This is a genomic window from Streptomyces albus subsp. chlorinus (genome assembly GCF_013302895.1).
GTDB lineage: Bacteria > Actinomycetota > Actinomycetes > Streptomycetales > Streptomycetaceae > Streptomyces > Streptomyces chlorinus.
In genome coordinates this window covers 1,697,515-1,712,026 of sequence record NZ_VJOK01000001.1, presented here as the reverse complement: position 1 = coordinate 1,712,026, position 14,512 = coordinate 1,697,515, and the positions used below count along the sequence as shown (strand labels likewise).

At 72.3% G+C, this 14,512-nt stretch carries 10 protein-coding genes; 7 read left to right on the top strand and 3 right to left on the bottom strand.

Annotated elements, in window-relative coordinates:
- Positions 1–83 precede the first annotated feature (83 nt).
- The 5 genes from FM076_RS07740 (at position 84) to FM076_RS07720 (ending at position 4,077) form a co-directional block, all read left to right on the top strand.
- Positions 84–1,937, top strand: a complete 1,854-nt coding sequence (locus FM076_RS07740) for a Na+/H+ antiporter subunit D (RefSeq protein ID WP_173869195.1) — start codon at positions 84–86, stop codon at positions 1,935–1,937.
- Positions 1,934–2,518, top strand: coding sequence for a Na+/H+ antiporter subunit E (locus tag FM076_RS07735; protein WP_173869194.1), 585 nt, complete (start codon positions 1,934–1,936; stop codon positions 2,516–2,518). The genes FM076_RS07740 and FM076_RS07735 overlap by 4 nt, the downstream gene beginning before the upstream one ends.
- On the top strand, positions 2,509–2,820 hold the full coding sequence (locus FM076_RS07730) for a monovalent cation/H+ antiporter complex subunit F (protein WP_345944920.1): 312 nt from the start codon (positions 2,509–2,511) through the stop codon (positions 2,818–2,820). Before FM076_RS07735 ends, FM076_RS07730 begins: the two co-directional genes overlap by 10 nt.
- Positions 2,817–3,212 carry a monovalent cation/H(+) antiporter subunit G gene (gene mnhG, locus FM076_RS07725; protein WP_173869193.1) on the top strand — a complete coding sequence of 132 codons (396 nt, stop codon included), beginning with the start codon at positions 2,817–2,819 and terminating at the stop codon, positions 3,210–3,212. Before FM076_RS07730 ends, mnhG begins: the two co-directional genes overlap by 4 nt.
- Before the next feature lie 133 nt (positions 3,213–3,345).
- Positions 3,346–4,077, top strand: a complete 732-nt coding sequence (locus FM076_RS07720; RefSeq protein WP_173869192.1) for a VIT1/CCC1 transporter family protein — start codon at positions 3,346–3,348, stop codon at positions 4,075–4,077.
- Between the two features lie 75 nt (positions 4,078–4,152).
- On the opposite strand, the gene FM076_RS07715 is transcribed toward FM076_RS07720, so the two are convergent.
- From FM076_RS07715 to FM076_RS07705, 3 genes are read right to left on the bottom strand one after another with little or no spacing between them, the layout of a single operon-like run.
- The gene (locus FM076_RS07715; RefSeq protein WP_180217730.1) at positions 4,153–5,592 is read right to left on the bottom strand and encodes an extracellular solute-binding protein; all 1,440 of its coding nucleotides are present in this window, start codon (positions 5,590–5,592) and stop codon (positions 4,153–4,155) included.
- Complete coding sequence (locus FM076_RS07710) at positions 5,592–6,560, bottom strand: carbohydrate ABC transporter permease (protein WP_243274364.1); 969 nt, start codon at positions 6,558–6,560, stop codon at positions 5,592–5,594. The genes FM076_RS07715 and FM076_RS07710 overlap by 1 nt, the downstream gene beginning before the upstream one ends.
- Positions 6,557–7,501 carry a carbohydrate ABC transporter permease gene (locus FM076_RS07705; protein ID WP_173869191.1) on the bottom strand — a complete coding sequence of 315 codons (945 nt, stop codon included), beginning with the start codon at positions 7,499–7,501 and terminating at the stop codon, positions 6,557–6,559. The genes FM076_RS07710 and FM076_RS07705 overlap by 4 nt, the downstream gene beginning before the upstream one ends.
- A 768-nt stretch (positions 7,502–8,269) precedes the next feature.
- Between FM076_RS07705 and gltB the strand changes: the two genes are divergently transcribed.
- Both gltB and FM076_RS07695 read left to right on the top strand, forming a co-directional pair.
- Entirely contained in the window at positions 8,270–12,913 is a 4,644-nt protein-coding gene (gltB, locus tag FM076_RS07700) for a glutamate synthase large subunit (protein ID WP_173869190.1), read from the top strand.
- A complete protein-coding gene (locus FM076_RS07695) occupies positions 12,906–14,372 on the top strand; it encodes a glutamate synthase subunit beta (RefSeq protein ID WP_173869189.1) in 1,467 nt (488 codons plus the stop codon). Before gltB ends, FM076_RS07695 begins: the two co-directional genes overlap by 8 nt.
- Positions 14,373–14,512: the final 140 nt, after the last annotated feature.

The window sequence follows — 14,512 nt, the reverse complement described above, 5'->3', positions numbered from 1 at the left end:
GCGGGTGGTGGCCGGGATGCGGGTGGTGGCGGGCGGGATGCGGGTGGCGGCGGGGGTGCGGCGCCCGGACGCGGGGGTGCCCCGTGAGCGGTGGCGGGCAGTCCGGGGCCGCGGCGGCCGTCGCGTCGGTGCTGGTGCCGTTGCCGGTGATCCTGCCGCTGTGCGCCGCTGGTCTGAAACTGGCGATCGGCGCGCGGCTCGAACACGTGCAGCGCTTCATCAGCGCCGCCGTGCTGGCGGCGGTGCTCGTCGTCTCGCTGCTGCTGCTCGTGGCCGCGGACCGGCACGGGCCGCAGGTGATGTTCGCGGGCGGCTGGGCGCCCCCGGTGGGGATCGTGCTGGTCGCCGACCGGCTGTCGGCGCTGATGCTGGTGATCGCCTCCTCGGTGACGCTGTGCGTGTTCGTCTACTCCGTCGGCCAGGGCATGGCCGACAGCGACGAGGCCACCCCGCTGTCCGTCTTCCACCCCTCCTACCTGGTGCTGGTCGCGGGCGTCTCGGACACCTTCCTGGCGGGCGACCTGTTCAACCTCTACGTCGGCTTCGAGCTGATGCTGACCGCCAGCTACGTGCTGATGACCATCGGCGGGACGCTGCCGCGCATCCGGGCGGGGGCCACGTACGCCATCGTCTCGCTGCTGTCCTCGATGCTGTTCCTGGCGGCCGTCGCCACGGTCTACGCCGCCGCCGGCACCGTCACCATGGCCCAGCTCCCGGCTCGGCTCGACGCGCTGCCCGACCGTGTGGCCCTGGTCATCCAGATCGCGCTGCTCGGCGTCTTCGCACTCAAGGCCGCCGTCTTCCCGCTGGCCGCCTGGCTGCCCGACTCCTATCCGACGGCACCCGCCCCCGTGACCGCCGTCTTCGCCGGACTGCTGACCAAAGTGGGCGTCTACGCGATGCTGCGGACCCAGACGCTGCTCTTCCCCGGGCACCGCGTCGGTACCGTACTGATGGTCCTCGCGCTGCTGTCCCTCCTGGTGGGCATCCTCGGCGCCGTCGCCCAGACCGACCTGAAGCGGCTGCTGTCCTTCACCCTGGTCAGCCACATGGGTTACATGGTCTTCGGTATCGCCCTGGCCACCCACCAAGGCATCTCCGGCGCGGTCTTCTACGTCGCGCACCACATCACCGTGCAGACCACCCTCTTCCTCGTCGCCGGCCTGGTCGAACGCCGCAGCGGGACGACCGATCTGCTCAGCCTCGGCGGTCTCGCCCGGCTCTCGCCGCTGCTGGCCGTGCTGTTCTTCGTCCCCGCGATGAACCTGGCCGGCATCCCCCCGCTCTCCGGCTTCCTCGGCAAGTTCGGGCTGCTGCGCGCGGGCGTGGCCGACGGGGGAGCCCTCGCCTATGTGCTGATCGGCGGCGGTACGGCGACCAGCCTGCTCACCCTGTACGCGCTCGCCAAGGCGTGGAACCTCGCCTTCTGGCGGGAGCCGGGCCCCGCGATGTGCGTGGCGGGCACGGTGCTGGAGGGCGCCGAGGAGGACGTCCCGGAGCAGGACGAACCGGAGCAGGACGAACCGGGGGAGGGCAGGCGGGAGGACCGGCGGCGGAAGCCGGAGCAGCCCGGAGCCCGCGAAGAGCCGGAGCAGCCCGGAGCGCGGGAAGAGCCGGGGAAGCCGGCGAGGCCCGGGGAGCCGGTGAGGCCCGGGAAAAGCGCGCGGGACAAGGGCGGGAACGGCCGCCGGCGTGCCCGCTCCCGCGGCTCCGGCCGGACCGTGTCGCCCGCGCGGCGGGGGACGGCGACCTTCGGCGGCCAGGAGATCACCACCAGCGCCTCGCTGCCCCTCAGCATGACCGCCGCGACCGGAGCCCTCGTACTGTTCGGACTCGCCTTCACCGTCCTGGCGGGCCCCCTCTTCTCCCTGACCGACCGCGCGGCGGACGAACTGATCGAGCGGACCCCCTACGTGGAGGCGGTGACCCACGGATGACCTCTCCCCAGCGCCTGCCGGAGGCCAGCAGGCTGCGCGCCACCCAATGGCCCATGGTGCTCGGACTGACCCTGCTGTGGATGCTGCTGTGGGGCACCCCGACCCCCGCCAACATCGTGACCGGGGTGCTCGTGGCCCTGTTCGTCGTCCTCGTCTTCCCACTGCCGCCCATCGAGAAGCAGGCCCGCGCCCACCCCCTCGGCATCCTGCGCTTCGCCACCCGCTTCGCGCTGGACCTGGTGGTCTCCAGCTGGCGGATCAACCGCTACATCCTCGCCCCCGGCCCTCCCCGCTGCGCCGTGCTCGGCGTCAGGATGCGCTGCCCCGGCGATCTGATGATGACGGCGACGGCCATCGCCGTCACCGCCGTACCCGGCAGCACGGTCCTGGAGGTGGACCGCAGATCAGGGACCCTCTACCTGCACGTCCTGGGCGGGGAGCGGGAGGAGGAGCGCGAGCGGGCCCGGCGGGACGCGCTGCGGCTGGAGACCCGGGTCGTCCTGGCCTTCGGCACACCCGCCGACATCGACGCGCTGCGCGCCTCCGAGAGCGCGGAGGAGGTGTTCGGCCGGTGGAGGTGACGGCCGTGCTGATCGCGGCCATCCTGCTGGCCGCCGGGCTGATGGTCACCCTGCGCCTGGTGCTGGGGCCCTCCACCCTGGACCGGGCCGTCGCGCTGGACGCCCTGGTCGCCGTCGTCATGGCCGGGATCGGCCTGCAGACGGCGGAACGGGGCAACGCCTTCTACCTTCCGGTGCTGCTGGTGCTCTCCTTCCTCGGCTTCACCGGTTCGGTCGGCGTCGCCCGCTTCATGGCGCTGCGGGACGAGGCGGGAACCGCCGATGCCGACGAGAGCCAGGAAACCGGCGAGGAGGCGCGATGAGCTGGATTCGGGTCGCCGATGTGGCCGGGGCCGGCTGCATGCTGGCGGGCGCCGTGCTGTGCCTGCTGGCCGGGATCGGGCTGCTGCGGCTCCCTGACGTCCTGACCCGGATGCACGCCGCGACCAAACCGCAGTCCTTCGGCCTGCTGCTCGTGCTGATCGGCTCGGGTCTGCGGCTGCGCAGCGCGGTCGACCTGGGCATCCTGCTGCTGGTCGGCCTCTTCCAACTGGTGACCTCGCCGGTGGCCGCGCACATGGTCGGCCGTGCCGCCTACCGGACGGGCCGCGTGGACCGGGATGACCTCGTGCTGGACGAGCTGGGGGAGGCGCTGCGGGGCAAGGACTCGGACAGCTCCCCGGGCGGCGGGGAAAACCGCAGGTCAGCGGGGTAAGTACGGCCTTCCTTGCTGGCAGCCGAGGGCGTCCGGGGCCTACGCTTCGACCATCGGCGCACCCCGGACAGGGTGTGCGCCGGCGCGTCCTCGACGGGCGCGCGCCGTCCCCAGCGAAGGAGCCGTACCGGCCATGTCCGAAGCCGGAGTCTCAGACCCGACCCACGTCGCCCACCGCGACAACCACACCCACCGCGACGTCAACGGCGGCTGGCTGCGGCCGGCCGTGTTCGGCGCGATGGACGGGCTGGTCTCCAACCTCGGTCTGATGACGGGTGTGGCGGGCAGTTCCGCGGCGCCGCAGACGATCGTCATCTCCGGTCTCGCCGGACTGGCGGCGGGTGCCTTCTCCATGGCCGCCGGGGAGTACACCTCCGTCGCCTCCCAGCGCGAACTGGTCCTGGCCGAACTGGAGGTCGAGCGCCGGGAGCTGCGCCGCAGCCCCCGGGAGGAGGTCAGGGAGCTGGCCGCGCTCTACGAGGCGCGCGGCGTGGACGCCCGGCTCGCGCTCCAGGTCGCCGAGCAGCTGCACCGGGACCCGGAACAGGCCCTGGAGATACACGCGCGGGAGGAGCTGGGCATCGACCCGTCCGACCTGCCCTCGCCGGCCGTCGCGGCCGTCTCCTCGTTCATCTCGTTCTCCGCCGGCGCGGTGCTGCCCGTCCTGCCGTACCTCTTCGGGACGACGGTGCTGTGGCCCGCCGTGGTGCTGGCACTGCTCGGACTCTTCCTCTGCGGGGCCGTCGTCGCCCGGGTCACCGCCCGGCCGTGGTGGTTCAGCGGGCTGCGGCAGCTGGGGCTGGGCGCCGCCGCGGCCGGCGTCACCTACGGGCTGGGCGCGCTGTTCGGGGTGGCGGTGGGGTAGCGGCGCGCCGCCGGGCGGTCCTCGCCGCACCGGCACGTGCGCGTCCCCTCGGCACGCGTCACCTCTGGTCACGCGTCACCGCTGGTAGCGGTTCAGGACCCGGTTTCCGTCGTCCACCAGTGTCTTTTGCAGGCCCTTCAGGTCCAGGTCGGCGCGGTAGTAGCGCTGGAAGGCGGGCGTGGCGATCTTGTCGGACCACTCCGTGTACCCCCGCACCCCCAGTGCCGGCGAGGGGCGCAGGGTGCGGGCCAGTGCGGTGCCCGTACGCCAGCCGTCCGCGCGCCGGTTGAGCGCCGGGTCCCGCAGCGCCGTCGTCGCGGTGGGCAGCAGCCAGTCGCCCTTGGCGAGGGCGGCCTGGTGCGCCGGGCTCGCCAGATACGCGACGAACGCGGCGGCGGCCCGCTTGTGCCGGCTCTCTTGCGCCACCGAGAGCGTCTGCGGCACGACGCCCTGGACATGGCCGCCGGGCCGCTCACCGCGCGGCAGCGGCAGCACGGTCCACGCGAAGCCGTCCGGTGCCTGTTGGCGCACCTGCTGCCGGAAGGAGAAGTTGAGCGGAACCATCGCGTAGCGGCCGGCGAAGAAGCCGGGCAGCGTGTCGGAGCCCGCCATTCCCAGACCGCTGCGCGGTGCGGTGCGGTCCTCGTCGATCTGCCGGCGGATGAGCGCGCTCACCGCAGCGTCGCGGTCCGCGAACCGGACGGCGTTCTCGACGCCGTCGCCGGTCCGCCGCGTGGTGAGGACGCGTCCGCCGGTGGACAGCGCCAGGTTGACGGACTGGTCGACCGGCTCCTTCATCGGCCAGACGGTGCCGTACCGTTCGGGCCTGCCGTCGCGGTCCCCATCCAGCGTCAGCCTCCGGGCGGCGTTCTCGAACTCGCGCCAGGTCCAGGGGGCGCGGGGCGTCGGAAGACGCACCCCGGAGCGCTCCAGCAGGCGCTTGTCGGCGAGGATGACCTTGGGCTCCTGGAGGAACGGCACCCCGTAGACGCGGCCGCCGTTCATGGTGACCGCGTCCCAGCTCTGCCGCGGGATGCCGGTACGCGTCCCGCGGGGCAGGTAGGGGCGCAGGTCGGCGAGGTAGCCGCCGTAGGCGAAATCGGTCAGGTCACCGGCGTCGTCGTGGAGGACGTCGGGGGCCTCGCCGCCTTCGAACGAGGTCAGCAGGTGGTCGTGGACGGTGTCCCAGCTGCCCTGCACGTAGCGGACCTTGACCCGCGAGTGGGTCCGGTTCCACCGGGCGACCAGCTTCCTGTTGGCGGCCACGGACTCCTTCTGCCAGGCCAGGCTGTAGTAGTCGAGGGTGACGGTGCCGTCCCCGTCGCCGTCGTCGCCGCTCCCGCAGGAGGGGAGCAGCGCGCAGACCAGCAGGGCGGCCAGGACACCACGCAGGGCTCCGCGCCCCGGGGAGAGGCGCGGCCCACCGCGCCCCGGGGAGAGGCGCGGTCCACCGCCTGCCGGAGCAGGGCGCGGCCCACCGCGTACGGTCCCGTGTGGCCAGGGGGTACGCCGCATCAGCCCTTCACCGCCCCCGCCGGCAGCCGGGTGGTCAGCCGCCGCTGGAGCAGGGTGAAGAAGAGCAGGCCGGGGACCGTCGCGAGCAGCGAGGCGGCGGCCAGCGGGCCGAGGTCGGCCACGCCCTCGGCGCCGAGGAAGCGGGTGAGGATCACGGACATCGTCTGGTTCCCGGGGGACTTGAGCAGGACGAGGGCGAAGAAGAACTCGTTCCAGGCGGTGACGAAGGAGAACATCAGCGTCGCCACCAGGCCCGGCGCCAGCAGCGGCAGGACGACACTGCGCAGGACCCGCACCCGGCCCGCCCCGTCCACCGCCGCCGCCTCCTCCAGCGAGACGGGCACCGCCTTCACATAGCCCTGGAGCATCCACAGCGAGAACGGCAGGTTCCACACGACGTACACCAGGGCCAGTCCGCCCAAGGAGTCGATCAGGTGCAGGTTCTTCAGCACCAGGAACAGCGGGATGATCACCAGGACGAACGGGAACATCTGGCTGACCAGGACCCAGGCGTTGGCCGCGCGGCCGATCCGGGAGCGGTGCCGGGCCAGGACGTAGGCGGCGGGCAGCGCCAGCGCGACGGAGACGAGCGTCGCCCCGCCCGCGACGACCAGGCTGTTGAGCGCCGAGCGGGCCAGCGGCTGCGCCTCGAACGCGGCACGGAAGTTCTCCAGCGTGGGCCGGCGCGGGAGCCAGGCCGGGGCGGCCTCTCCCAGCTCCTGCGGTGACTTGAGCGAGGTGGAGACCAGCCACGCCAGGGGGAAGGCGAGGAAGACGAGGTAGCACAGCAGCCCCGCGTACTGTCCGGCGCGTCCCGCCCGCCGCCACCCCCGCGCACGCGTGCCGGCCGCGCCGTTCGGACCGGTCGGACCACTCGGGCCGGTCGGACCACTCCGGCCGGGGGGACCGCTCGGGCCGGAGGGACCGCTCGGGCCGGTCGCCGGGCTCATGGCGCTCGTCTCATTCATGGCGCGGTCTCCCTCAGGCTCTTGCGCAGGAACACCGTGAGGCACACGGCGACGACGGCGGTCAGCACCACGCCCATCGCGGCGGCGTAACCGAACTGGCCGTATGTGAATGCTTCTTCGTAGACGAAGAGCGACGGCAGCCGGGTCTTTCCGCCGGGACCGCCCTGGGTGAGCACGTAGACCAGGCCGAAGGAGTTGAGGTTCCAGATGAGGTTGAGGGCGGTGATGGACAGGGCCACCGGCCGCAGCGCGGGCCAGGTCACCGAGGCGAACCGCCGCCAGACCCCCGCTCCGTCCAGGTGCGCGGCCTCGGCCAGTTCGCGGGGGACGTTCTGCAGCCCGGCCAGCAGGACGACGGTCGTCAGCGGCATGCCCGCCCAGACGCCGACGAGGACGACGGCGGGCAGCGCCAGCGACAGGTCCGTCAGCCAGTCGATGTTCCCCGAGTCCGGGCCGAGCACCCCCAGCCGGCGCAGCGTCTCGTTGAGGATCCCGGCGTCCTGGTGGTAGACGAGCCGCCACATGAGGCCGACGACGACCTCCGGCATCGCCCAGGGCACCAGCGCCAGGGTGCGGGCCAGCCAGCCGAAGCGGAGGTTCTGGTCGAGCAGCAGGGCCAGGCCCAGGCCCAGCAGCAGTTGCAGCGCGGTGACGCTCAGGGACCAGACGAGGCCGAGGCGGAACGACTCCCAGAAGAGCGGGTCCAGCCGCAGGTCGGCGAAGTTGGCGGCGCCGGTGAAGTCCGTCTCGACCGTGCGTCCGAACCGGGCGTCGGTGAAGGAGAGGGCGACGGCGTACAGCAGCGGCCCCACGCTCAGCACCAGGATCGGCAGCAGCGCGGGGACCAGCAGGAACCAGGCGCCGCGGTCGAGCCCGAGCGCCCGCCTGCGCGCCGCCGGGGTGCGGGGCGGCGGGGTGCCGCGAGGTCCGCCGTCGGACATGCTGCTCCCTGGTCCGGGACGGCTGCGGGGGTGACAGCCGCGACGGGTGTTACCGGATGGTCGGTTCGGCGTACCGCCCTGTCAAGAGGTGCGCGGGACGGGCGGACGCGGACCCGCGGTGGAGAAGTCCGCTCGGGGAGGAGGAGGGGAAGGACGCCACGCGGGGGAGGGGGCCTGTGGCGCGGCGGACAGGCGGACGAGGTCCGGGTGGCCCTGCTCACCCACCCGGAGCACCGCGGCTCATCCTTGCGGGTGAGGCCGGCGGAGGCCCGGCCATCGAGGGATCATGGAGAGATCGTCGAGAGGTCCTCGAGAGAGCGTCGAGGAGGCGCCGCGGTGGGAGCCGCCCCCGCCGCGGTCGGCGTGGTGCGGGTCACAGCGCCGGGGCGGCCTCCCGGTGCATGATCCGCGTGTTACCCGGCGGTTTCATCCGGCGCCGGGCTGGGCAGAAGTCTGTAACGCCGCTGGCAATGAAGCCCGCGCCATCCACCTCACGCAAAGCCGCGTGGGTGCGGCCTCCCCCGGCTGACGGCGGGAGGCGTCCCCCATGGTTCGGGGTCCACCCGGCCCCACCTCCCGTGCAGGTCCCACAAGGACCGACCACCCGGCATGGCCGCGCCCACAGCGCTCCATGTCCGCATCGCGAGATGCCTCTTCCACTTTCCGGGAAGTCGGTCACCCTGTAATCTGCACGAAAATTTTCAGCCACATGAGGGCCAGCGTCGTCCCTCGGTACGTACCACTGCCACGAGACGACGGGAGCTGCCGATGCGTGCTGTGCCGACAGCGGACTGGGCCGCCCACCGCCCTGCCAAGCAGGGCATGTACGACCCCCGATACGAGCACGACGCCTGCGGTGTCGGCTTCGTGGCGACCCTGACCGGTGAGGCCAGTCACGACCTGGTCGAAAAGGCGCTGACCGTGCTCCGCAACCTGGAGCACCGGGGCGCCACGGGCTCGGACCCGGACACCGGCGACGGCGCCGGCATCCTGCTCCAGGTCCCCGACGCCTTCCTGCGCGAGAACGTCTCCTTCCCCCTGCCCGAGCGCGGCGCGTACGCCGTGGGCACCGCCTTCCTGCCGCCCGAGGAGGACGACGCCGAGGCCACCGCGGCCGCCGTCTCACACATCGAGACGCTGGCGTCCGAGGAGGGCCTGACCGTGCTCGGCTGGCGCGAGGTGCCCGTCGCGCCCGAGCTGCTGGGCCCCGGCGCCCGCGCCACCATGCCCACCTTCCGCCAGCTGTTCGTCGCTGGGGGCACCTCCCAGACGGAGTCCGGGGGAACCGAGGGCGGGCGCGAGGGCATCGCGCTGGACCGGCTCGCGTTCGTGCTGCGCAAGCGCGCCGAGCGCGAGGCCGGGGTCTATTTCCCCTCGCTGTCCGCCCGCACCCTCGTCTACAAGGGCATGCTGACGACCGGGCAGCTGGAGCCGTTCTTCCCCGACCTGTCGGACCGGCGCTTCGCCACCGCCATCGCGCTGGTGCACTCGCGCTTCTCCACCAACACCTTCCCGAGCTGGCCGCTGGCCCACCCCTACCGGTTCGTCGCGCACAACGGCGAGATCAACACCGTGCAGGGCAACCGCAACTGGATGCGGGCCCGCGAGTCGCAGCTGGCCTCCAGGCTGTTCGGGGACCACGAGACGCTGGAGCGCATCTTCCCGATCAACACCCCGGGCGCCTCCGACTCCGCCACCTTCGACGAGGTGCTGGAACTCCTCCACCTCGGCGGCCGTTCGCTGCCGCACTCGGTCCTGATGATGGTGCCCGAGGCGTGGGAGTCCGCCGAGTCGCAGGACTCCATGGACCCCGCCCGCCGCGCCTTCTACCAGTACCACTCCACGATGATGGAGCCCTGGGACGGCCCCGCCTGCGTCACCTTCACCGACGGCACCCAGGTCGGCGCCGTTCTCGACCGCAACGGACTGCGCCCCGGCCGCTACTGGGTCACCGACGACGGGCTCGTCGTCCTCGCCTCCGAGGTCGGCGTCCTCGACATCGACCCCACCAAGGTGGTGCGCAAAGGCCGCCTCCAGCCCGGCCGGATGTTCCTCGTGGACACCGCCGAGCGCCGCATCATCGAGGACGACGAGATCAAGGCCCAGCTCGCCGCCGAGCACCCCTACCAGGAGTGGCTGGACGCCGGCCTCATCGAGCTGGCCGACCTCCCCGAGCGCGAGCACATCGTGCACACCCACGCCTCGGTCACCCGCCGCCAGCAGACCTTCGGCTACACCGAGGAGGAGCTGCGCGTCCTGCTCGCCCCGATGGCCCGCACCGGCGCCGAGCCGATCGGCTCCATGGGCACCGACTCGCCCATCGCCGCGCTCTCGGAGCGGCCCCGGCTGATCTTCGACTACTTCACCCAGCTGTTCGCGCAGGTCACCAACCCGCCGCTGGACGCCATCCGCGAGGAACTGGTCACCTCGCTGTACTCGTCGCTGGGCCCGCAGGGCAACCTGCTGGAGCCCACCGCGGCCTCCTGCCGCAGTGTGACGCTGCCGTTCCCCGTCATCGACAACGACGAGCTGGCCAAGCTCATCCACGTCAACGCCGACGGCGACATGCCGGGCTTCAAGTCCGCCACGCTCTCCGGGCTCTACCGTGTCGCCGAAGGAGGGGACGGCCTCGCGGCCCGGATCGAGCAGATCTGTGCGGAGGCCGACGCGGCGATCGAGTCGGGAGCCCGGCTCATCGTGCTGTCCGACCGCCACTCGGACGCCGAGCACGCGCCGATCCCCTCACTGCTGCTCACCTCCGCCGTGCACCACCACCTCATCCGCACCAAGCAGCGCACCCAGGTCGGGCTGCTGGTGGAGGCCGGTGACGTGCGCGAGGTCCACCATGTGGCGCTGCTCATCGGCTACGGCGCCGCCGCGGTCAACCCCTACCTGGCCATGGAGTCCGTGGAGGACCTGGTCCGTGCCGGCACCTTCCTGCCCGGCGCCGGCGAGGAGCTGACCCCCGAGCAGGCCATCCGCAACCTCATCTACGCGCTCGGCAAGGGCGTGCTGAAGGTGATGTCCAAGATGGGCATCTCCACCGTCGCCTCCTACCGGGGCGCCCAGGTCTTCGAGGCCGTCGGTCTCGACCAGGAGTTCGTCGACCGCTACTTCCACGGCACCACCACCAAGATCGGCGGCGCCGGGATCGACGTCATCGCCAAGGAGGTCGCCGCCCGGCACACCAAGGCCTACCCCTCCTCCGGCATCGCGCCGGCGCACCGCACGCTGGACATCGGCGGCGAGTACCAGTGGCGCCGCGAGGGCGAGCCCCACCTGTTCGACCCGGAGACCGTCTTCCGCCTCCAGCACTCCACCCGGCAGCGCCGCTATGACATCTTCAAGCAGTACACGCGGCGCGTGGACGAGCAGTCCGAGCGGCTGATGACACTGCGCGGCCTCTTCGGCCTCAAGAGCGACCGTCCCTCGATCCCGGTCGAGGAGGTCGAGCCCGCGAGCGAGATCGTCAAGCGGTTCTCCACCGGCGCCATGTCCTACGGCTCCATCTCGCAGGAGGCGCACGAGACGCTGGCCATCGCCATGAACCGGCTCGGCGGCAAGTCCAACACCGGCGAGGGCGGCGAGGATCCCGAGCGCCTGTACGACCCGGCACGGCGCTCCGCCATCAAGCAGGTCGCCTCCGGCCGGTTCGGCGTCACCTCCGAGTACCTCGTCAACGCCGACGACATCCAGATCAAGATGGCCCAGGGCGCCAAGCCCGGCGAGGGCGGACAGCTGCCCGGCCACAAGGTCTACCCGTGGGTGGCCAGGACCCGGCACTCCACGCCCGGCGTCGGCCTCATCTCGCCGCCGCCGCACCACGACATCTACTCCATCGAGGACCTCGCCCAGCTCATCCACGACCTGAAGAACGCCAACCCGGCCGCCCGCATCCACGTGAAGCTGGTGAGCGAGGTCGGCGTCGGTACGGTGGCCGCGGGCGTCAGCAAGGCCCACGCGGACGTCGTGCTCATCTCCGGCCACGACGGCGGCACCGGCGCCTCCCCGCTGACCTCCCTCAAGCACGCGGGCGGCCCCTGGGAGCTGGGCCTGGCCGAGACCCAGCAGACGCTGCTGCTCAACGGGCTGCGCGACCGGATCGTGGTGCAGACCGACGGACAGCTCAAGACCGGCCGCGACGTGATCATCGCCGCGCTGCTGGGCGCCGAGGAGTACGGCTTCGCCACCGCGCCGCTGGTCGTCTCCGGCTGCGTGATGATGCGGGTGTGCCACCTGGACACCTGCCCCGTCGGCATCGCCACCCAGAACCCCACGCTGCGCGAGCGCTACAGCGGCAAGGCCGAGTACGTCGTCAACTTCTTCGAGTTCATCGCCGAAGAGGTCCGCGAACTCCTGGCCGAGCTGGGCTTCCGCACCCTGGACGAGGCCATCGGCCACACCGAACTGCTCGACACCTCCCGGGCCGTCGACCACTGGAAGGCCCAGGGCTTCGACCTGGCGCCGCTGCTGCACGTGCCCGAGCTGCCCGAGGGCGCCGTCCGCCACCAGGCCACCGCCCAGGACCACGGCCTGGAGAAGGCGCTCGACAACCAGCTGGTCAAGCTGGCCGCCGACGCGCTCCAGGCCGACACCGCCGAAAGCGCCCAGCCGGTCCGCGCCCAGGTCTCAATCCGCAACGTCAACCGCACCGTCGGCACCATGCTCGGCCACGAGGTGACGAAGAAGTTCGGCGGCGCGGGACTGCCCGACGACACCATCGACATCACGTTCACCGGCTCCGCCGGCCAGTCCTTCGGCGCCTTCGTCCCGCGCGGCATCACCCTGCGGCTGGAGGGCGACGCCAACGACTACGTCGGCAAGGGCCTCTCCGGCGGCCGCATCGTCGTCCGCCCCGACCGGGCCGCCGACCACCTGGCCGAGTACTCCACCATCGCCGGCAACACCCTCGCCTACGGCGCCACCGGCGGCGAGATCTTCCTCCGCGGCCGGGTCGGCGAACGCTTCTGCGTCCGCAACTCCGGCGCGCTGGTCGTCTCCGAGGGAGTGGGCGACCACGGCTGCGAGTACATGACCGGCGGCGCGGCCGTCGTCCTGGGCTCCACCGGCCGCAACTTCGGCGCCGGCATGTCCGGCGGCACCGCGTACGTCATCGACCTCGACCTGGCCAACGTCAACGCCGGGCTGCGCGACGCCGTCGAGGAGCTGACCGACGAGGACAGGACGTGGCTGCACGACGTGGTGCGCCGCCACCAGGAGGAGACCGGCTCCACCGTGGCCGCCGCCCTCCTCGCCGACTGGGACGGACCCGGCGGCGCGCTCACCCGCTTCCGGAAGGTCCTGCCCGCCACGTACAAGGCCGTGCTCGCCGCCAAGGACGCCGCCGAGCGAGCGGGACTCTCCGAAACCGAGACCCACGAGAAGATGATGGAGGCGGCGACCCATGGCTGACCCCAAGGGCTTCCTGACCACCGACCGCCAGATCGCACAGACCCGCCCGGTCGAGGAGCGCGTCAAGGACTGGAACGAGGTCTACGTCCCCGGCTCCCTGCTGCCCATCATCAGCAAGCAGGCCGGGCGCTGCATGGACTGCGGCATCCCCTTCTGCCACAACGGCTGCCCGCTGGGGAACCTGATCCCCGAGTGGAACGACTACGCCTACCGCGGCGACTGGACGGCGGCCTCCGAACGCCTGCACGCCACCAACAACTTCCCCGAGTTCACCGGGCGGCTGTGCCCCGCCCCCTGCGAGTCGGCGTGCGTGCTGGGCATCAACCAGCCGCCGGTCACCATCAAGAACGTCGAGGTCTCCATCATCGACAAGGCGTGGGAGTCCGGCGGCGTCACCCCGCAGCCCCCGGAGCGGCTGTCCGGCAAGACGGTCGCCGTCATCGGCTCCGGCCCCTCCGGACTGGCCGCCGCCCAGCAGCTGACCCGCGCCGGGCACACGGTGGCCGTCTACGAGCGCGCCGACCGCATCGGCGGGCTGCTGCGCTACGGCATCCCCGAGTTCAAGATGGAGAAGCGGCACATCAACCGCCGCATCGAGCAGATGCGCGCGGAGGGCACCAAGTTCCGCACGGGCGTGGAGATCGGCCGCGACATCGACGCGCGCAAGCTGCGCAAGCGGTACGACGCGGTGGTCATCGCTGCGGGCGCCACCACCCCCCGCGACCTGCCCGTACCCGGCCGCGAACTCAACGGCATCCACCAGGCCATGGAGTACCTGCCGCTGGCCAACAAGGTGCAGGAGGGCGACTTCGTCACCCCGCCCCTCACCGCCGAGGGCAAGCACGTCGTCGTCATCGGCGGCGGCGACACCGGCGCCGACTGCGTCGGTACGGCCCACCGGCAGGGCGCCGCCTCCGTCACCCAACTGGAGATCATGCCCAAGCCGGGCGAGGAGCGGGACCCGGCCCGCCAGCCGTGGCCGACCTACCCCATGCTCTACAAGGTGACCTCCGCCCACGAGGAGGGCGGCGAGAGGGTGTACTCCGTCAACACCACCCACTTCGAGGGCGACGAGGACGGCAACGTCCAGTGGCTGCACCTGGTGGAGGTGGAGATGGTGGACGGCAAACTGGAGCCCAAGCCCGGCACGGAGCGCCGCATCCCCGCCCAACTGGTCACCCTCGCCATGGGCTTCACCGGCGTCGACCGGGCCAACGGCCTGGTCGAGCAGTTCGGCGTCGACCTCGACGCGCGGGGCAACATCGCACGGGACGGCGACTACGCCACGAACGTCCCCGGCGTCTTCGTCGCCGGGGACGCCGGCCGCGGCCAGTCGCTCATCGTCTGGGCCATCGCGGAGGGCCGCTCGGCGGCCAAGGCGGTGGACCGCTACCTGACCGGCGAGGCCAGCACCCTCCACGCCCCCATTCGCCCCACGGACCGCGCCCTGACCGTCTGACCCCCTGCTTCCGTACAAGGGCGTACGGACACCGCGGCGCCTGCCAGTCCCCGGCCGGGTCACAGGCAGGCGCCGCGGTGCGTCCCCCCGCCCGCCGGTCCCGGCACGGTGCCTCCCGGCCGGTTCCGGCACGGTGCCTC

Bases quoted from the DNA above. Each gene is read 5' to 3' on its own strand.
- FM076_RS07735 (WP_173869194.1), top strand. From the start codon at position 1,934: ATGACCTCTCCCCAGCGCCTGCCGGAGGCCAGCAGGCTGCGCGCCACC.
- mnhG (WP_173869193.1), top strand. From the start codon at position 2,817: ATGAGCTGGATTCGGGTCGCCGATGTGGCCGGGGCCGGCTGCATGCTG.
- FM076_RS07720 (WP_173869192.1), top strand. From the start codon at position 3,346: ATGTCCGAAGCCGGAGTCTCAGACCCGACCCACGTCGCCCACCGCGAC.
- FM076_RS07715 (WP_180217730.1), bottom strand. From the start codon at position 5,592: ATGCGGCGTACCCCCTGGCCACACGGGACCGTACGCGGTGGGCCGCGC.
- FM076_RS07710 (WP_243274364.1), bottom strand. From the start codon at position 6,560: ATGAATGAGACGAGCGCCATGAGCCCGGCGACCGGCCCGAGCGGTCCC.
- FM076_RS07705 (WP_173869191.1), bottom strand. From the start codon at position 7,501: ATGTCCGACGGCGGACCTCGCGGCACCCCGCCGCCCCGCACCCCGGCG.
- gltB (WP_173869190.1), top strand. From the start codon at position 8,270: ATGCGTGCTGTGCCGACAGCGGACTGGGCCGCCCACCGCCCTGCCAAG.
- FM076_RS07695 (WP_173869189.1), top strand. From the start codon at position 12,906: ATGGCTGACCCCAAGGGCTTCCTGACCACCGACCGCCAGATCGCACAG.